Here is an 18,412-nt window from a genome sequence, read left to right on the forward strand (position 1 = left end):
AGTCCATACTCATCCGCCATGGCAAGCGGAATGCCTCGATATTTGAGGCTAATTTGCTCCATTGCTGCAACGTTTCGAGCAGTATTTCACATCATCCCAAACATCTTTCCATTTCTTGCGCCAAGCAAATGGTCGTCCGCAAGTCTCGCAGACCTTTTGCGGAAGATGATGCTTCTTGATTTGTTTCTTCGCTGGCATTTCAGCGCGATACTATGGAACCACACCCTCCACTACCGATTTTGCATTATCGACCCTGATCGCCGCGCCATTGATAAATTTCGATTCATCCGAGGCTAAAAATAGCACCGTATTGGCAATGTCATCGGGCTCCCCCAAAGCGCTCGCAGCTGGCCCCTCGCTAGCCGGGCGCAAATCCTCTCTACCCATCATCTTGGGTCCAATTTCCTCGACCATGGGCGTCAATATGCCAGCCGGATGGACGCTGTTGCAGCGAATATTGTAGCCATTATTGGCGCAATGTACCGCTATGCTGCGAGTCAGGCTTTCTACCGCCCCTTTTGCGGCTGCATAGGCAGCTACAACAGGCTCCCCCTGCACTGAGGCGATTGATGCCATGTTGATGATCGAACCTCCGCCAGAAGCCTTCATCGCTGGCACCGCATATTTGCATCCAAAAAAAGTCCCATCGGCGCTGACCGCCATCACAAAACGCCATTCTTCGGCTGTTTGGGTCTCGATCGTACCAGGCTCGACCACGCCCGCATTGTTAACGAGTACATCAAGTTTTCCATGCCGAGACACGACATCTGCAATCAAGTCTTCCCATGCGGACTCATTTCGAACGTCCTGCAAATGAAATTCAGCAGAAGAGCCAATTTCGGACGCCACGCGCGCGCCATTTTCCTGATCCATATCGGTTAAGATGACTGTAGCCCCTTCCCGCGCGAACATGCGGGCATCGGCCTCTCCCAATCCTTTTGCCGCGCCGGTGATGATAGCAACTTTGCCTTGCAGCCTGCCCATGTTTGTCCCTCTCTTTTTTGCCAACTATCCTTGGTTTAGCAGCACATGCTAATCCCTTTGCCTAACAATATGAGGGAGAGCGGCATGGACAAGGTTGAAGAGCTTATCGCACGGGAAGAAATTCGCGATTTACTGCACAGTTATTGCAAGGGAATCGACCGAAAAGACTGGCCTCTGGTGAGATCCTGCTTCGCCGATGATCATATCCACAATCATGGCGACTATTCTGGACCACCGGATGAGTTTGTCGGTTTTGCAAGCGAGATCCTAAAGAAAGTACCAGCCACACACCATTCCATTTCCAACGTCCATTTCACTTTTGATGTTGATGGGACAAGCGCATCTACCGAGGCAAATTTTGTTGCTTATCACTATGTCGAGGAAGGCACGCCAGATTTCGAACCCGTGCCAACTAACGGCAAGGCTACCGACTGGATTGTTGCCGGCCGCTATTGCGACAAGTTTGAAAAGCGGGATGGTAAATGGATCATTGTCCGGCGCGAGGCAGTCCATGATTGGGAACGCTACGATGAAGCCAATCCGAACAGTTAGTCCAGGCGCACCTCGAAGCTGATGGTGAAGCTGGGACTACTACTTCCCGTAGAGGCGTCCAAAATACCGGCTGGATTGACAATCACGCCTGTCACGTTCGAATCAAAACCTGCTATATTCGGCGCATAGCTATATGGCGCTCCACCAGATGGTTGGTCGGAAAAATCGACCATCGTCGTCGCATCAAACGGGTCCAAACCGCTTGATACTGGGCCATCAGAAAATGTGACGGGCGCCGAAGCGTTGTAGCTAATATAAGGCGGCAGAACATCGGCAATTTCAATGGTACTAGTATCGACCGGTGCGTCTCCCCTATTCGTCACTTCGATAGTGTAGCGAATCACGGCTCCGGGGATGGCTTTGGGATTGGAAGTACCGTTTACAGGATCGGAAAGTACCATCGATTGCTTGCTGATCTCAAGCACCGCATTGGCGGGATCACGGGTATTGGTAATGATACAGCTTATCACATCGCCAATTGCCGGCGTGAAATCTATTCCCAAGCTGCTAGGCAATATTGTCGAAGAACCCGAATTGGCGTTGGTGCAGGATAGTGTTGCGGTATATCGGCTGAGATCGGTTGTTCCCCGCGCCAGTTCATCGACTTGGTAGCTGTTTCCATCAACCAATTGCGTCATCGCTATAGGAGCATTGCTAACAACCGCTCCCGTACCGGTCGTTGTCCTCGCCGCAACCGTACTACTGCCTTCTCTAATACGAATTCGGAATTCATCACTGTCAAATATCCGGCCTGCTGCGCCCAACTGCTTTTCCAACGAAAGGTGCGCAAAGGGTGTATTGTTGAACACGCATTCGACAGCATCACCAAAAGCCAAGGATCCAAAGCTATAATTTGTTGTTTCAGCGTTTGTCGGCATCACCGTTGGCGAACCACTGCTATTATTCGCACAGGTCAGCTGTGAGCGATACTGGTTTATCGCGCTGGCACTGCCGCTCGCCATGACTTCTGTCAGACTGATCGGAATACCTGATGCTGTTGATATCACAGCCGCCGGGAATGGACCATTACCGGTGCCACTGGTCGTGCCAGATGCCAGCACGTCACCGGAAGAAGTAGATGTAATCTGAAAGGTAAACTGATCATCGGCATCAATCCGCGACCCGGTAATAACCTTGTTAAGAGTTATCGAGGCGAAGCGCACAGCAAACATCATGCCTTGCAATCCCTGCCCTCGCATTTCAGCAGTCACATTGGTTGGCGTATTGGTGCCGGCAATATATCCGCCCATACGGCCGGTTTGCCCGCCACCAGCCATGCGCAACGTCGCTGTACCTGTTCCGGTCAAGACCGGAAACTGATTGCCGCTGATCGGAGGCACAGCATCTAATATTTGCCAGGTCGATCCATTTGTGCCGAACTCTAGATATTCGCTGTTATCTGTTGATTCCGCATCGGCGGCAACAAATGCATAACTGCTCACCGATGCCACGCCCGGAGGCGGAATAACGGTGATATTCGAAAAGATAAAATTCACCAAAGCACCGCTGTTCACCATGTAGAGAATGGGGCGTCCGGGAATGTTCAGAAAGGATGAGTTACCCACTGCGGCTCCGGACCAGCTGGGTGCCGGCCTGTCGTCAGCAGCTGATGCTGTCGAGCTTGTTGCCCTGAGATTAAAGGTCAGCGTCGATCCATCGTCTAGATCGAAAGAGAAATTCTGCCCCAACGCAGAGCGAGCTGTAGTGTCACTATAAGTTGAGAAATCAAGCCAACAATAGGTCTGCCAAGCCGCCGGAGCCGCGCCTTGCGCCCCAGCAGGTGAGCAAGTTGCAGCCACGGCTGTGCCGCCGCCAAAACTGACGGCAGCGGCAGCATAGATCATGATCAGCATGAAATGCTTGATGATGTGTTGCACTGGTCTGTTCCCACAATTCCGATCATCCGGCACCGGATTTCCCACTCCCGTGCCAGTGATCGAATTGCGGGTTAGCAGATCATGCTTAAAATTCCGTGAAAGCCTTGAAAAACAGTCACTAAATCAGCGTAAGTCTAACCTACGATCTCATCTTCATTGAAGAAATAAGCGATTTCGATCGCTGCATTTTCATCGCTGTCAGAACCGTGAACTGAATTCGCTTCGATGCTTTCAGCCAGTTCTTTACGGATCGTGCCAGGCGCGGCATCTGCAGGGTTAGTGGCACCCATAATGTCACGATTACGCTGCATGGCGTTTTCGCCTTCCAGAACCTGAACAACGACCGGGCCGCTGATCATGAAATCAACCAGTTCGCCAAAGAACGGACGCTCTTTATGAACTGCATAAAAACCTTCCGCCTGATCGCGGGTCATGTGAATGCGCTTGGAAGCGACAACGCGCAAGCCAGCGTCTTCCAGCATTTTGGTGACCGCACCGGTCAGATTGCGTTTGGTAGCGTCAGGTTTGATGATCGAAAATGTCCGTGTACCGGCCATGATTTTGCTCCGTAAATAAGATGAAAATGGGGTTTGTTACACAATTGCGCCGCCCTTAGCCGCTGCATTGCAACATGGCAAGCATTGAGACGCGAGCTATAGCCCTATGGTCCTTCGACCCAGCGACCGCCATCCTGTTTCCAATAGCGGGGCGTCACATCATCCCTGGCCGACAACGCGCGCCAAGTGGTTCTGGCATTGTCGATCTGTTCGGCAGTGAAGAGATAGAACGCACGGTCAAAAGTCAAAGCCTCGTCCCGCCATTCGCCATCGGTCAGGGCGACAAACCGCGCTCCGTTGGTGGCTTCACATTTGCCGGAAATCAAGATGGGTTGTGCTTCATCCTTCCCGTTTCCGGCCAGACCGTGGGCAAGAAAACTTGTCGAACTCACCTGCCATAGAGACTTGCTCAGCTTTTCGAGCTGGCCGACGAAACTGGACACCAGCAACATCCTTTGCCCACCATCTAGGGTTTTCTGGGCCAATATGGGCACCAGCTTTTCCGCTGGATCGCGGGTCAAATGATAAAAATCGACCTGCACCGGTCAGATTATCCTCATAGTTGGCCTATTTCTCGAAATTGTCGGCGACATATTGGTCCAGCAAGCGCACGCCAAAACCGGTTGCACCCTTATCCCAAACAGCCCCTGGCTTATCGGCCCAAACCATACCGGCAATATCAAGATGCGCCCATTTGACGCCGTCTTTAATGAATCGCTTCAAAAACTGTGCAGCGGTGATTGATCCCGCGCCTTTACCGCCAACATTTTTCATATCGGCAATTGGCGAGTTGATCTGCTTGTCATAAGCGGCCGTCAACGGGAAGCGCCAAAGCGGATCACCAGCGGTTGTACCAGCGGCGAGCAGATTATCAGACAAACCGTCGTCATTGCTGAAACAACCTGCATGCTCGTTGCCCAAAGACACGATGATCGCTCCGGTCAGCGTTGCCAAATTGACCACCACTTCGGGTTCAAAAGTCTCCTGTGTCCAATGCAGCGCATCGCACAATACGAGCCGTCCTTCCGCATCCGTATTGATGACTTCGATTGTCTGACCGCTCATACTCGTCACAACATCGCCAGGGCGCTGCGCATTGCCATCGGGCATATTCTCAACCAAGCCGCAGATACCCACGACATGCGCCTTGGCCTTACGGCCAGCGAGTGCCTTCATCGTGCCAGCAACAGCACCAGCACCACCCATATCCCATTTCATATCTTCCATGCCGCCCGGCGGCTTCAGAGAGATACCGCCTGTATCAAAGGTCACACCTTTACCGACTAGAGCCAGCGGTTTCTTCTGCGCACCATTGGTACCATCCCAACGCATGGCGAGCATGCGCGGCGGGCGAACCGAACCTTGCGACACGCCCAAAAGCGCGCCCATACCAAGCTTCTCCATTTCTTCCTGACCGAGCACGGTAAGTTCGACACCCATGTCCTGAAGCTCTTCGCAGCGAGCGACAAAGCTTTCCGGGTAAATCACATTGGCCGGTTCCGAAACCAACTCGCGGGTCAGCGATACCCCGTCAGCTACGGCCGAGAGATCTTGCCAGACCGATGCTGATTCCATGTCGGTATCAAGCACGGTAACAGCTTCCAGCGTTTGCTTGGCGTTTTCCGGCATGGTCGTTCGATATTTGTCGATTCTCCAGCTGCGTAGCTTTGCGCCGAATAAAAGGCGCGCCAACTGATCCTGTTTGAGCCCTGCCCCGTTTATGGCGAGATGTTTCACGCCAGATGCAATCAGCTTTGCAATAACCGCCCCGCCGGCTGCTTCACAATCTTTACGCTCACCTTTGCCAATACCAGTTAAGATGATCTGAATAACGGCATCACCCTCAGTCACAAATGTCTGGAATGTCTGCCCGGTCTTGCCTTCAAATCTTCCCGCTTTTGCTGCAGCGCGCACCATAACTGCCTGTTCAACCGATATTTCGGCACTCTCCAAACCATCTCTGCCGACGGCAAAGGCAATCGCATCAGGCGTGGCAGAAGGGCTAGCGGCAAATGTGAATTTCATGGGTTAGGCATCCTTATCAATGGATCAATCGCGTTTGTATCTCACAGTTTTGATCATCTGTTCAGGGTGGATCAATGAAAGATTGGCACTGTATTTGCAATCATCATTTCACTCCGGTTATCGATCAGATTGGGGGATTGCTAAAATTCTGCAACAGAAAATTTGCAGCAAACGCAATCTGATGCAATAGGGCGATGGTCGGGTTGGTAGCAATGTAAAGCGCGCCAATATCTCATCAAGCCAAAGGTAGGTTAATCTCGTCGATGAAATCTTCAATCGCACTGATTGCTCTGGCTTTTCCCTTGGCGCACCCGCAAATTGCGGCGGCACAAACAGAGCCCGATGCGCCGCCCCCTGTTGCTGAATCCACCACTCAAAAATCTGACGAAATCGAGTTCAGCGCTGATACGGTCGATTATGATTTCGAAAATGACGTCGTCACTGCCAAGGGTGACGTACTGCTAAACCGCGACGGCTATAAACTGCGGTCCGATGAAGTGATCTGGAATCGCAAAACCGGTGTTGTTGAGGCAAAAGGCAATATCCGCTCAACAAGCCCCGATGGCGGCACTGCTTATGGTGACAGCATTGTCCTTACTGACAGTCTGCGCGACGGTATAGTTGATAATCTGCTGTTGGTATTGGAAGACGGCAGCCGTCTGGCCGCGCGTAAAGGCGAGCGGTTTGCCGATGGCTCATTGGCACTCGATAACGCCGCCTATACAGCCTGCGCTGTAACAACCGAAGATGGCTGCCCAAAAAACCCGAGCTGGGAAATCAAGGCCGTCAAAGTCCGCTATGACCCGATAAAAAAACGTGTCAGCTATGACGGTGCAAGGATAGAAATTTTTGGACTACCGGTCATTCCCCTGCCCGGTCTTTCTCACCCCGTGAGCAATGAAAACCGCAGCGGGATTTTGGTGCCGAACCTGCGATTCGATTCAACCAACGGCGTTGCGGTATCAATACCCTATTATTTCAATCTCGCTCCCAACCAAGATGCAACCGTTACCGCGCAGGTCTTCACAGAGGTAGCGCCACTGATCAGCGGAACATTTCGAAATCTGGATGATAAAGGCGCCTTCCAGATGACGGGCTATGCTACCTATAGCTCACGTATACCCACTGGGGCATCGGGCGCTTTGCCTGATTCAGAAAGGGATTTCAGAGGTTATTTTGCTACAAGCGGCCGCTTTGTCCTGGATGATAACTGGACGATATCGCAATCTGCACGGATTGCCTCTGACCGCACGTTCCTGCGCCGCTATGATATCAGCGATGATGATAGCCTGCGTTCAACAATCAATGTCGAGCGGATAGACGATAGCAGTTATTTTTCTCTGGCTGGCTGGGCCTTTCAAACATTACGCGCTGGTGATCCACAGAACCGCGTTCCAATTGCGCTACCAGTCGTCGACTATCGCAAGCGTTTCGCCGAGCCGATATTGGGCGGAAAGACTCAGATTCAGCTAAACAGCCTCGCGATCGGGCGGACAGAAGGCCAAGACACACAACGCGCATTTGCTTCCGCGCGCTGGGACTTGCGCAGATTGACAACCATGGGTCAGGAAATCACCCTGACCGGCTTCGCACGCGGCGATGTTTACAATAGCGAGGATAATGCCCTTAATGAAACCGCCATCTATCGCGGAGACACTGGCTGGCAAACGCGCGGTATCGTTACCGCAGCGCTTGATGTGAAATGGCCATTTATTGGCCAAGCTTTTGGTGGCACGCAGACTCTAACCCCGCGTTTTCAGGTGGTAGCTACGCCCGCCATCTCCAACCTGTCTCTCCCTAATGAAGACTCTCGCTCGGTCGACCTAGAAGACACTAATCTCTTTGCGCTGAATCGTTTTCCAGGCTTTGATCGCTATGAAGACAATGTCCGGGCGACCTATGGGTTGGAGTGGAATCTCACACGACCTAATTTAAGAATCGATGCCATTGTCGGTCAAAGCTATCGACTGGCCAACAACAGCAATATTGTCCCTGAAGGAACCGGCCTATCAGAGCGATTTTCCGATATAGTTGGGCGCACAGAGGTCAGATTTAAAGATATCGTGAAATTTACCCACCGATATCGGCTTGATAAAGATAGCGCCGCTGTCAGACGAAATGAGATTGATGCGACGGTTGGGTCAAAAAACACCTATGCGCAAATCGGTTATCTGCGACTCAACCGCAATATCGGCGCCGGCGTTGAAGATCTTAGCGATCGCGAGGAAGTGCGTGTCGGCGGGCGTTATCAGATTGATCAGTACTGGTCCGTCTTTGGTTCAGCGATTATTGACCTTACAGATAGCCGGGAAGATCCGACATCTTCCGCAGATGGTTTTGAACCGGTCCGACATCGTATTGGCGTGGCTTATGATGACGGTTGTCTGTCTCTTGGCGTGACCTGGCGTTATGATTATGACGATACCGGAGATGATCAACGCGGCAGCACTTTCCTGTTCCGGCTGGCTTTACGCAATTTGGGTGTGTAAGGCGTTTGCTGATGACAATTGACTGCTCATATTAGGTTCAGCAGAAATTTGATAATTGATGGTCTCAAAATGTTCTTAGAGTTTGAAAAGAAACAAAAAATGAATTTTATGCGTACCAGAATATTCAACATTGGCGGAAAGTTTGCAATTGCTGCATCTGCCGTATTATTGGCAGCTACACCTTCGGTAAGCCAGACGGTTTCTGACGCTAGCGTGCCGCAAACGGGACTGGATATTCCCGAAAAATTGACCATATTTGGCGAGAATGATCCCAATGTTCGCCGTGCGACGGCACTGGTCAACGGAGACATCATTACCGGCACTGATGTTGATCATCGCTTGGCCCTGATCGTGGCAGCAAATGGCGGCGAAGTTTCTGCCGAAGAACGGGAGCGTCTACGCCTTCAAGTTTTACGTAACCTGATTGATGAAACTCTTCAGATTCAGGAAGCCGAAGCCAATGAAATCACCATTTCCAATGGCGAGATTGAGCAGACATTTAACCAGGTCGCTCAGCAAAATTTCAAACAAGATGTAAATGCATTTGATGCTTTTTTGCGCACCAAAGGCTCATCCACCGACACGTTGAAACGCCAAATCAAAGGCGAACTGGCTTGGAGCCGTTTGCTTCGTCGGAATATCCAACCTTTTATCAATGTTGGCGATGATGAAGTGAATTCCATTATCGAGCGACTCAATGCTTCCAAAGGCAGCACCGAGTATCGCATTGGCGAAATCTATATGTCTGCCGCGCCAGAAGCGACAGAGCAGGTCGCAACAAATATGCGCAAAATATTGGACCAGATTCGTCAAGGTGGTTCATTTGTTGCCTATGCACGCCAATTTTCGGAAGCATCCACTGCCGCAACCGGCGGCGATCTCGGCTGGGTTCGCCCGGCCCAATTGCCGCAGTCGCTTGCTGAAGCCGCTGTTCAAATGCAAGTTGGTCAAGTCGTCGGGCCAATAGAAGTACCCGGTGGATTTTCGATCCTGTATCTTATCGATCAGCGTCAGATCCTGACCGCTGACCCGCGCAATGCAATCTTGAGTTTGAAACAATTGGCAATCAGCTTTCCCCCCGGCACTACTGAAGCGCAAGCAACAAGCAGGGCAGCTCAGTTTGCAACGGCAACCCAAAATATCAAAGGATGTGGCGCAGCCAATGAAGTGGCAGCATCAATAGGGGCACAGGTTGTTGACAATGATCAAGTTCGCTTGAGGGATCTTCCAGGACCACTGCAAGGGACGATCGCGCAATTGCAGATCGGACAAGCTAGTCAGCCCTTTGGTTCGGTGGCAGAAGGGGTACGGGTGCTAATTCTTTGTGGCCGCGACGACCCACAATCGGCAGCAGCACCGTCGTTCGACCAGATCATGTCGCAACTGGAAAACGAACGCGTAAATAAGCGTGCTCAAATTTACCTCCGCGATCTGCGTCGCGACGCCATTATCGAGTATAATTGAGGAATGCGGGGGTGACGAAACCCTTTGTCATTTCTTGTGGTGATCCCGCGGGAGTAGGCCCTGAAATTATCTGTAAAACGTGGCTGGAACGGAACAGTTTCGCTTCCAGGCCATTTTTTGTCGCCGGCAACTTTGCCGACTTTCATGGCCTATACAATACGCCAGTCGTTAAAATTTCCGAGCCTGCAGAAGCCAATCTTGCTTTCGATGGAGCACTTCCCGTTTTGCACATTTACGATGGCGAGATAACCCGTCTTGGCGAACCTACATTGGATGGGGCCCAATGCGCGCTGCATGCCTTGGAAATTGCTTCTGGTTTGGCTCGCTCCGGTGATGCCGGAGCCGTAATCACTGCACCCGTTTCCAAATCACAACTCTACAAGGTCGGCTTCCGCTACCCTGGGCAAACCGAGTTCGTTTCTGAAAGATGCGGAATTGCCCGCGAGAATGCGGTCATGATGCTTGCTGGTCCATCGCTCCGCGTCATTCCAATGACCACACATATTCCATTGAAAGATGTTTCCGGCCAACTTACTCACGCCCTTATAGTCGCCCGCGCTAAGTCCGCTGCTAAAGCGATGACGCGAAACTTCGGCATTGAAAATCCTCGTATCGCGATTGCCGGTATCAATCCGCATGCCGGAGAAAGTGGCAACCTCGGCGACGAAGAAAAGTTAGTTATGCAGCCAGCGATTGATGAACTTCTTGCATTGGGTCTGGATGTAAAAGGCCCGTTGCCCGCCGATACCATGTTCCATGCGGAGGCGCGGTCGCAATATGATATTGCCTTATGCCCATATCATGACCAAGCCTTGATACCTTTGAAAACACTGCATTTTTTTGATGGTGTCAATATGACACTTGGCCTCCCTATTGTCCGCACATCACCGGATCATGGGACCGCGTTTGATATTGCTGGCAAAGATATTGCTGATCCTCGATCAATGATTGCTGCGATCGAGATGGCAGTAACCGCAGTCTCCAATCGCGAGAAATACGACAATTGAGTGCATCACCGCCCCTGCCCCCTTTGCGGGAGGTGATCAAAAAACATGGTCTGACCGCCAACAAGGCGCTAGGTCAGAATTTCCTGCTAGATACTCAATTATTGTCCCGCATTGCTTCCGTTCCGGGCGAGTTGCAGGACAGCGAAGTTTTTGAAGTTGGTCCAGGCCCCGGTGGATTGACGCAAGCTTTATTGCAGGCTGGTGCAAGAGTGACAGCCGTGGAGCGGGATGAGCGATGTCTACCTGCATTGCAGGATTTGTCCGACCATTTTCCCGGTCAGCTGCAAGTGATCAACGAAGATGCCTTGAAAATAGAATTGTCCGAACTGTTTGATGGTCCTTTTCACATTGCGTCTAACCTGCCCTACAATGTCGGCTCCGCGCTGTTGATCAAATGGCTGTCCAGCCCCACTTGGCTGCCTGCATGGCAATCGCTCACACTCATGTTTCAGCGTGAAGTCGCCGACCGGATCGTCGCTAAAGAAGGCTCGAGCGCTTACGGGCGGCTATCGATATTGGCCCAATGGCGCTGCGACGCAAAAATCGCCATGTCGGTCCACCGCTCTGCCTTCACACCACCGCCTAAGGTGATGTCAGCCATCGTGCATTTGACACCGAAAGCGCAACCCGACGGCGTTAATCCAGAGGTGCTTGCCAAGCTCACGCAAACTGCCTTTAGCCAGCGCCGCAAGATGCTGCGCCAAAGTTTGAAAGGCTTACCCCGCGGGTTAGATGCCCTGAACGCCGCTGGAATTGATGGCGCGCGGCGCCCTGAAACTGTAAGTGTCGAAGAATTTGTTGCGCTAGCGCGCTTCCTGTCCGCCTAATTTGCGGCCTTCAGTTTCAATCGATAGGCGTGCAAAAGTGGCTCGGTATAACCACTCGGCTGCTCGACACCTTTGAACACCAAATCGCGCGCCGCCTGAAACGCCAGACTGGCCTCTGGGGCACTCGCCATCGGTCGATACAGAGGATCATCTGCATTCTGACCATCAACCTTTGCCGCCATGCGCAGCAAAGCCGCATCTACCTGCTCCGCCGAACAGACGCCGTGCAGCATCCAGTTGGCCATATGCTGCGAAGAAATCCGCAAGGTCGCGCGATCTTCCATCAAGCCAACATCGTGGATATCGGGCACTTTGGAGCAACCAATGCCCTGATCAATCCAACGTACAACATAGCCCAATATCCCTTGAGCATTATTGTCCAGCTCACGCTCAATTTCTTCGGCTGACCAGTTATGGCCTTCTGCCAAAGGAATGGTTAGCAATTTATCTAGCGCCGGAATTCCTTCACCAGCAACCTCTTGCTGACGCGCGAACACGTCCAGCCGGTGATAGTGGATCGCATGCAGCGTCGCCGCTGTCGGGCTTGGCACCCATGCGGTGTTCGCGCCTGTCATCGGATGACCGATTTTTTGCTCCATCATATCGGCCATCATATCTGGCGCTGCCCACATGCCTTTGCCGATTTGCGCTTTGCCAGACATGCCGCAGGCCAGACCGATCGCGACGTTGCGCGCTTCATAAGATTGGATCCAGTCGCTGGCCTTCATATCGGCCTTGGCGACCATCGCTCCGCCCTGCATACTGGTATGAATTTCGTCACCCGTACGGTCGAGAAAGCCGGTGTTGATAAACACAATCCGGTCTTTCACGACATAGATGCAGGCTGCGAGATTGGCAGATGTACGCCGCTCTTCGTCCATCACACCAACTTTGATCGTGTTACGGGCAAGACCCAAAAGGTCTTCGACCGCATCGAACAGGTCATTGGTCAGGGCACATTCTTCCGGTCCGTGCATTTTTGGTTTCACGATATAGATGGAGCCAGCCTTGCTGTTGCGCAAATCACCAAGACCTCTCAAATCATGCATGGAGATCAGGCTGGTAAACACACCGTCGAGCAAGCCTTCCGGCGCTTCCGATCCATCGGCCAGCAAAACGGCTGGGTTGGTCATCAGGTGGCCGACATTGCGAACGAACATCAGACTGCGTCCCGGCAATGTGAAAGACCCACCTTCCAGATCCTGATAATCACGATCCGGGTTGGCGCGCCGTTCGGCTTCCTTGCCACTCTTCATGAATTTGGCGGCAAGATCGCCACGCATCAGGCCGAGCCAGTTGGTATAAGCCAGCACCTTATCCTCGGCATCTACTGCCGCGACGGAATCTTCCATATCGATGATCGTTGTCAGCGCCGCTTCCATAAGCACATCGGCAATATGGGCCGGATCGTCTTTACCGATGGGGTGATTGGCATTGATGACAACTTCGACATGCAGGCCGTTATGTTTGAGCAGCAGAGAGTCGCCGTTCCGTCCAACCAACTGCGCCGCTTCGGCCAAAGCAGGCGTGCCGCCTTGATAATCTGTCCACGACCCTGATGCTAAGGGAAACGTCTCGTCCAGAAACGCCTTGGCCGCCTTGATGACCGCAGCACCGCGCACTGGATCATAGCCACCCGGCTGGGCCGGCGCGGCATCCAGAGCATCGGTGCCGTAAAAGGCGTCGTAAAGGCTACCCCAGCGTGCATTGGCCGCATTCAGAACGAAACGATCATTCAACGACGGCACAACAAGTTGCGGCCCCGCCATGGTCGCGATCTCCGGATCAACATTTTCGGTGGTGATAGCAAAGGGCGCTGGCTCATCGACCAGATAGCCGATCTCCTTCAGGAACGCCTGATAGGCTGCCTGATCAATCTGTTTGCCTTTGTTGGCGATATGCCAGTCATCAATCTGCGATTGCAGTTTTTCCCGCTTGGCAAGCAACGCCGCATTGCGCGGCGCAAATTGGCCCAAAAGGTCCGCAAAACCCGACCAGAATTGCCCTTGATCTAAACCAGTTTCCGGCAAAGCACGGTCATTGATAAAATCAAACAGCAACGGGGAAATTTGGATACCGTTTTGACTGACATATTCGGACATGGATAGTTCCTCTTTTCACAAAAAGCACAGCACGCCCCGGACATCATCATCTGAGCGCAAAAAAGCAAATGTTCCGGGGAGGAATCGGTCGCATCCTATGGCTGGTGACGCGGATTTTGTAAATGATCGAAATCTAATCCTTGCCGATCGAGGATCGATGGTTCAAAAATCTCGATCTATGGACCGAGATACAAAAATGGAGCGACTTGAAACTAGTCTTGAACGGGCGGCTGACGAGCTCGGCGATATTACTGATCCAGTGATGAAACGTTATTATGAACTACATCCAGACGCCCGCGCTTCCTTTCGCGAGCATGGTTTAGGCAACACGGTAAAGCTAGAGGCGGAAATGGTCGAAAGCGTCGTTTACTGCCTGATGAACTGGCTCGAAAGCCCGCAGGAAATCCGCATCATGTTTGGCAGTACAGTTCCGCACCACGAAGAGACCCTGCATGTTGAGAGCAATTGGTTCAGCGGGTTGGTCGATGCCGCGGTGCATGTCATTGCCGCAACCATTCCCGAAGCGCAGCAGGAAGAGCGCGCGCTTTGGGAAGAGATTCATCAGGGCGTCAATGCCCTGATCGCAGACGCACGATATTGAATTTTGTGATGTGCCTCCGCGTTGCTGGAAACAGGTGACAGCGATTGATTACAAATGCTATCAGTTTCAAATGAAAGCAAATCTTCTCCCCGAAAGCACTATTTTGGAAACAGCCGAAGGCTTGTCGTTGCTGGAACGCACGGAAACATGGTCCAAGGTCAATAGTGGAACCGCCAATCTGGATGGCCTGAAAACCGTTGCCGGACAATTGACAGATGCATTTTCTGTTTTGCCAGGTGATATCAAACTGGTTGATCCCGACCCCGTCGAGGCCGTGCGACCCGATGGCTCTGTCGATCAGGTCCAGCGCGGCCAGCATCTTCATGGATCCATCCGCCCCGAAGCGCCGGTGCGGATATTACTCACCGGCCATATGGACACAGTATTCCCCGCCGATCATCCTTTCCAAAAGCTCGAATGGATTGAAAAGGGCGTGCTCAATGGCCCCGGCGTTGCGGATATGAAAGGCGGACTGTCCGTCATGCTTGGCGCATTGCAATTGCTGGAGCAAAGCGAACAGGCCAGCCGTATCGGCTATGACATCATGATCAACAGCGACGAAGAAGTGGGCTCTGCTTCCTCTGCTGCGCTGATCGAACGCTGTGCAAAGGGTAAGGTCGCGGCCCTCACCTACGAACCTGCTTTGCCCGATGGGACATTGGCGGGCGAACGCGGCGGCAGCGGTAATTTTTCGATCATTTTTACCGGCAAAAGCGCCCATGCTGGCCGCAATCCCGATGAAGGTCGTAATGCGCTGGTTGCGGCGGCAGATATGGCGTTGCAGCTTAAAGCCCTGCACCGGGAAGGCCTGAGCGTGAACCCAGCTAAGATTGAAGGCGGCGGCCCCAATAATGCGGTTCCCGATCATGCAATCCTGCGGGTGAATTTCCGGCCCAAATCGCTGGCAGATCAGGAAGAGGCACAGAATACACTCGATAATCTGGTCGACATTATCGCCCGCAGTCATGATCTCGACGTGCATTGCCATGGCGGCTTTGGCCGTCCGCCCAAGCCGATTGACCCACAAGCGGAGAAGCTGTTCCATCTAGTCAAAAGTTGCGGTGCTGATCTCGGACTGGATATCAACTGGCGCGGAACCGGCGGGGTGTGCGATGGCAATAACATTGCCGCTTGCGGTGTACCTGTCGTTGACACAATGGGGGTGCGCGGCGGTGCCATTCACAGCAGCGATGAATTTTTGATCAGCGACAGTCTGATCGAACGCACGCAGCTATCGGCACTTACAATCATGCGAATTGCCGACAAGGGGGGATTATGAGTTTTAAGATACGGGCCGCGCGCATTGACGATCTGCAACATCTTTACGAAATGGCAAAATTGACCGGAGGCGGGTTCACTAATCTGCCGGCCGACAAGGATAGTTTGACGGCAAAGCTGGGGCGCTCGGCAAAGGCCTATGACCGGAATACCGAAGAGCATGGCAATGACCTGTTCGTTATGGTGCTGGAAAATGTCGAAACCGGCGCGGTGCGCGGAACATCGCAGCTCTTCACGATGGTCGGGCAAAGCTGGCCCTTTTATTCCTATCGCCTCAGCACTTTGTCACAAACCAGCAAGGAACTGGATCGGACATTTAGCGCTCAAATGCTGACGCTGGTCACCGATCTCGAGGGCGCTAGCGAAGTCGGCGGACTATTCCTTCATCCCGGCGAACGTGCTGGTGGGCTGGGTATGTTGCTGGCGCGCAGCCGCTATTTGTTCATCAAGGAGCATCGCTCACGCTTTGGCGATCGGTTGTTCGCGGAATTGCGCGGTGTCATTGATGAAGCTGGCGGTTCCCCTTTTTGGGATGGGCTCGCTGGACGCTTTTTCGGCATGGGCTTTCAGGAAGCGGATTATTTCAACGCCATTCACGGCAACCAATTTATAGCTGACCTGATGCCCAAACATCCTATCTACACGGCAATGCTAAGCGAAACCGCGCGTGCCGCCATTGGCATCCCGCACCCCAATGGCCGGGCAGCGATGCGAATGCTGGAGAATGAGAATTTTTCCTATGATGGCTATGTTGATATTTTTGACGGTGGCCCGACGATGATTGCCAAGACCGACCAGGTCTCCAGCGTGAAGAACGCCAAGTCTGACGAAGTTGCGGGGATCACAGCCTCCGGTGCTGGCATCAAGTCGATTATCTCCTGTGGGAAGCTGCATGATTTTCAAGCCACCTACGCCTTTATCGGTGAAGCGGAAGGAGGTGTGACGATTGATGAAGATGCCGCAGCCAATCTCGGTCTCGCAGTCGGCGATACAATCCGGCACATTCCAAGGTAATTAAAATGACGAAGCTTCAGGAAATCAATTTCGACGGGATTATCGGTCCCAGTCACAATTATGCAGGCCTCAGTCTCGGCAATATCGCGTCCTCAACCAATGCCGGAGAGGCGTCCTACCCACGCGAGGCCTCGCTTCAGGGTATCGCCAAGATGCGACACAATATTGATCTGGGACTGGCGCAGGGCTTTTTCATGCCGCTCGACCGGCCTAATATCGGCTGGCTTGATACCCTTGGAACGAAGATAAAAGAGGCAGAACCGCATATTCGCGCGGCCGCCTACTCCGCCTCCTCTATGTGGGCGGCCAATGCGGCGACCATATCCCCTGCTCCGGATAGCGCAGATGGCAAATGCCATATGACGGTTGCGAACCTGCAAACCATGCCGCACCGCAGCCATGAATGGCCGGGTACATTGGCGCAATTGCGACTAGCCTTTGGCCATCAGGACCATTTCGCAGTCCATGGGCCGATACCCTCTCCCTTTGGTGACGAGGGCGCAGCCAACCATATGCGATTGTGCCGGTCTCATGGAGAGGCTGGGGTCGAGATATTCATCTACGGCAAAACCGGAGGCCCCTTCCCTGCACGGCAGCATGTCGAGTCCAGCAAAGAAGTAGCAAGGAAGCATGGTTTGCAAGACGATCGTGTGATCTTTGCACAGCAATCTGACAGAGCAATTGCTGCTGGCGCCTTTCACAATGATGTGGTTGCCGTTGCCAACGAACAAGTGCTGTTCGCGCATGAAGAAGCGTTTGAACAACGGGAAGAGTTTTACGCAGAAGTCGGTCGCAAATTCCCAGAAGTAGAGATTATCACCGTCCCGGCAGACAAAGTCAGTCTAGCCGATGCGATCAAATCCTATTTGTTCAACGCCCAGCTTGTCACGCTGCCTGACAATGGCGGAATGGCTCTCATTTTACCGACCGAAGCAAAAGAGACGAAAACGGTTTGGTCCTATCTACAAGAACTAGTGGCTGGCAACAGTGCAATCCGCAAACTCTGTCCCGTCGATGTGCGTCAATCCATGGCCAATGGAGGTGGCCCAGCTTGCTTGCGTCTGCGCGTCGTTGCCGATCCAACACTGGTGGATCAGCGCTTCATGGCAACACCATCAAAGCTGGACGCAATTGCTGGAGTGGTAGAACGATATTGGCCGCAAACCATCATGCCCGATCAATTAACCGATGCCGGTCTGCTTGTGGAAATCCAGAAAGCCCGCAGAGCGCTTTTAGAGACATGCGCCTTGACGGATCTCGATAACTAGAATCCAAGCCCCAACTGTCGAGTTAACTTACAGTTAACTATGTTGCTATGCGCGAAACTCCGACTTTTCTGGGCTTGGCATAGGCCTTGCTAAGCAATTGTCATGTGGAAAAAATTCAAACGGCTGTTCATTGTCAAAACCAAGTTTGAAGCGTTCTTGATTATCTATGCACTGGCGACTGGCGCTGTGGCGAGAGGTCAGGACTATTTGATGCAATATCCCGGTTTTGGCGGAAAGTTGTTATTTCTAGCCTGTACTGGCGCAGTTTTCATGGCCGGAGCCAAGATGCTCGATGCGATCGAGTATCGCAACGCTTATGGGCCGGACTACTAACAGTCCTTCTTTTACATCTCAGCGTTCTACGAAG

The 18,412-nt window shown here is 52.6% G+C and carries 17 protein-coding genes; 10 read left to right on the plus strand and 7 right to left on the minus strand.

What is annotated here, in order from left to right; genetic code table 11:
- Positions 1-48 precede the first annotated feature (48 nt).
- Both ABJM21_RS10990 and ABJM21_RS10995 read right to left on the minus strand, forming a co-directional pair.
- Positions 49-198, minus strand: coding sequence for a DUF2256 domain-containing protein (locus ABJM21_RS10990; protein WP_348301106.1), 150 nt, complete (start codon positions 196-198; stop codon positions 49-51).
- A 12-nt stretch (positions 199-210) separates the two neighbouring features.
- Positions 211-984, minus strand: a complete 774-nt coding sequence (locus tag ABJM21_RS10995) for an SDR family oxidoreductase (RefSeq protein ID WP_348301105.1) — start codon at positions 982-984, stop codon at positions 211-213.
- Between the two features lie 84 nt (positions 985-1,068).
- On the opposite strand from ABJM21_RS10995, the gene ABJM21_RS11000 reads away from it, so the two are divergent.
- Entirely contained in the window at positions 1,069-1,536 is a 468-nt protein-coding gene (locus ABJM21_RS11000) for a nuclear transport factor 2 family protein (protein ID WP_348301104.1), read from the plus strand.
- On the opposite strand, the gene ABJM21_RS11005 is transcribed toward ABJM21_RS11000, so the two are convergent.
- From ABJM21_RS11005 to ABJM21_RS11020, 4 genes are all read right to left on the minus strand, one after another.
- On the minus strand, positions 1,533-3,413 hold the full coding sequence (locus ABJM21_RS11005; protein ID WP_348301103.1) for a CshA/CshB family fibrillar adhesin-related protein: 1,881 nt from the start codon (positions 3,411-3,413) through the stop codon (positions 1,533-1,535). The two genes, ABJM21_RS11000 and ABJM21_RS11005, sit on opposite strands and share 4 nt — an antisense overlap.
- A 134-nt stretch (positions 3,414-3,547) precedes the next feature.
- On the minus strand, positions 3,548-3,970 hold the full coding sequence (gene ndk / locus ABJM21_RS11010) for a nucleoside-diphosphate kinase (RefSeq protein WP_348301102.1): 423 nt from the start codon (positions 3,968-3,970) through the stop codon (positions 3,548-3,550).
- Positions 3,971-4,074: 104 nt separating this feature from the next.
- Entirely contained in the window at positions 4,075-4,512 is a 438-nt protein-coding gene (locus ABJM21_RS11015; RefSeq protein ID WP_348301101.1) for a DNA polymerase III subunit chi, read from the minus strand.
- A 25-nt stretch (positions 4,513-4,537) separates the two neighbouring features.
- Positions 4,538-5,995 (minus strand): leucyl aminopeptidase, encoded by a 1,458-nt coding sequence (locus ABJM21_RS11020; RefSeq protein WP_348301100.1) that lies wholly within the window; start codon positions 5,993-5,995, stop codon positions 4,538-4,540.
- 263 nt (positions 5,996-6,258) lie between these two features.
- On the opposite strand from ABJM21_RS11020, the gene lptD reads away from it, so the two are divergent.
- The 4 genes from lptD to rsmA all read left to right on the plus strand — a co-directional run bounded on the left by lptD (position 6,259) and on the right by rsmA (position 11,782).
- Complete coding sequence (gene lptD / locus ABJM21_RS11025) at positions 6,259-8,484, plus strand: LPS assembly protein LptD (RefSeq protein ID WP_348301099.1); 2,226 nt, start codon at positions 6,259-6,261, stop codon at positions 8,482-8,484.
- A gap of 108 nt (positions 8,485-8,592) precedes the next feature.
- The gene (locus ABJM21_RS11030; protein WP_348301679.1) at positions 8,593-9,948 is read left to right on the plus strand and encodes a peptidylprolyl isomerase; all 1,356 of its coding nucleotides are present in this window, start codon (positions 8,593-8,595) and stop codon (positions 9,946-9,948) included.
- A gap of 11 nt (positions 9,949-9,959) precedes the next feature.
- The gene (gene pdxA / locus ABJM21_RS11035) at positions 9,960-10,955 is read left to right on the plus strand and encodes a 4-hydroxythreonine-4-phosphate dehydrogenase PdxA (protein ID WP_348301098.1); all 996 of its coding nucleotides are present in this window, start codon (positions 9,960-9,962) and stop codon (positions 10,953-10,955) included.
- Positions 10,956-10,987: 32 nt separating this feature from the next.
- Positions 10,988-11,782, plus strand: coding sequence for a 16S rRNA (adenine(1518)-N(6)/adenine(1519)-N(6))-dimethyltransferase RsmA (gene rsmA, locus ABJM21_RS11040; protein ID WP_348419753.1), 795 nt, complete (start codon positions 10,988-10,990; stop codon positions 11,780-11,782).
- Here rsmA and ABJM21_RS11045 read toward each other — a convergent pair.
- Positions 11,779-13,884 carry a malate synthase G gene (locus ABJM21_RS11045; RefSeq protein WP_348301096.1) on the minus strand — a complete coding sequence of 702 codons (2,106 nt, stop codon included), beginning with the start codon at positions 13,882-13,884 and terminating at the stop codon, positions 11,779-11,781. The two genes, rsmA and ABJM21_RS11045, sit on opposite strands and share 4 nt — an antisense overlap.
- Positions 13,885-14,080: 196 nt before the next feature.
- Between ABJM21_RS11045 and ABJM21_RS11050 the strand changes: the two genes are divergently transcribed.
- From ABJM21_RS11050 to ABJM21_RS11070, 5 genes are all read left to right on the plus strand, one after another.
- The gene (locus tag ABJM21_RS11050) at positions 14,081-14,485 is read left to right on the plus strand and encodes a hypothetical protein (protein WP_348301095.1); all 405 of its coding nucleotides are present in this window, start codon (positions 14,081-14,083) and stop codon (positions 14,483-14,485) included.
- Between the two features lie 70 nt (positions 14,486-14,555).
- Positions 14,556-15,764 carry a hydrolase gene (locus ABJM21_RS11055; RefSeq protein ID WP_348301094.1) on the plus strand — a complete coding sequence of 403 codons (1,209 nt, stop codon included), beginning with the start codon at positions 14,556-14,558 and terminating at the stop codon, positions 15,762-15,764.
- Positions 15,761-16,777: an arginine N-succinyltransferase gene (locus tag ABJM21_RS11060; RefSeq protein WP_348301093.1), complete on the plus strand. Its 1,017-nt coding sequence runs from the start codon at positions 15,761-15,763 to the stop codon at positions 16,775-16,777. The genes ABJM21_RS11055 and ABJM21_RS11060 overlap by 4 nt, the downstream gene beginning before the upstream one ends.
- A gap of 5 nt (positions 16,778-16,782) precedes the next feature.
- Complete coding sequence (locus ABJM21_RS11065; protein WP_348301092.1) at positions 16,783-18,045, plus strand: N-succinylarginine dihydrolase; 1,263 nt, start codon at positions 16,783-16,785, stop codon at positions 18,043-18,045.
- Positions 18,046-18,147: 102 nt separating this feature from the next.
- Positions 18,148-18,378: a hypothetical protein gene (locus ABJM21_RS11070; RefSeq protein WP_348301091.1), complete on the plus strand. Its 231-nt coding sequence runs from the start codon at positions 18,148-18,150 to the stop codon at positions 18,376-18,378.
- Positions 18,379-18,412: the final 34 nt, after the last annotated feature.

The organism is Parasphingorhabdus sp., from assembly GCF_039977335.1.
GTDB lineage: Bacteria > Pseudomonadota > Alphaproteobacteria > Sphingomonadales > Sphingomonadaceae > Parasphingorhabdus.

Excerpts from the sequence above, each read along its gene's own strand:
- ABJM21_RS11070 (WP_348301091.1), top strand. The coding sequence starts at position 18,148 with ATGTGGAAAAAATTCAAACGGCTGTTCATTGTCAAAACCAAGTTTGAA.
- ndk (WP_348301102.1), bottom strand. The coding sequence starts at position 3,970 with ATGGCCGGTACACGGACATTTTCGATCATCAAACCTGACGCTACCAAA.
- ABJM21_RS11030 (WP_348301679.1), top strand. The coding sequence starts at position 8,593 with ATGCGTACCAGAATATTCAACATTGGCGGAAAGTTTGCAATTGCTGCA.
- ABJM21_RS11065 (WP_348301092.1), top strand. The coding sequence starts at position 16,783 with ATGACGAAGCTTCAGGAAATCAATTTCGACGGGATTATCGGTCCCAGT.
- ABJM21_RS10990 (WP_348301106.1), bottom strand. The coding sequence starts at position 198 with ATGCCAGCGAAGAAACAAATCAAGAAGCATCATCTTCCGCAAAAGGTC.
- ABJM21_RS11045 (WP_348301096.1), bottom strand. The coding sequence starts at position 13,884 with ATGTCCGAATATGTCAGTCAAAACGGTATCCAAATTTCCCCGTTGCTG.
- ABJM21_RS11060 (WP_348301093.1), top strand. The coding sequence starts at position 15,761 with ATGAGTTTTAAGATACGGGCCGCGCGCATTGACGATCTGCAACATCTT.
- ABJM21_RS11000 (WP_348301104.1), top strand. The coding sequence starts at position 1,069 with ATGGACAAGGTTGAAGAGCTTATCGCACGGGAAGAAATTCGCGATTTA.
- ABJM21_RS11020 (WP_348301100.1), bottom strand. The coding sequence starts at position 5,995 with ATGAAATTCACATTTGCCGCTAGCCCTTCTGCCACGCCTGATGCGATT.
- lptD (WP_348301099.1), top strand. The coding sequence starts at position 6,259 with ATGAAATCTTCAATCGCACTGATTGCTCTGGCTTTTCCCTTGGCGCAC.
- ABJM21_RS10995 (WP_348301105.1), bottom strand. The coding sequence starts at position 984 with ATGGGCAGGCTGCAAGGCAAAGTTGCTATCATCACCGGCGCGGCAAAA.
- ABJM21_RS11050 (WP_348301095.1), top strand. The coding sequence starts at position 14,081 with ATGGAGCGACTTGAAACTAGTCTTGAACGGGCGGCTGACGAGCTCGGC.
- ABJM21_RS11055 (WP_348301094.1), top strand. The coding sequence starts at position 14,556 with ATGAAAGCAAATCTTCTCCCCGAAAGCACTATTTTGGAAACAGCCGAA.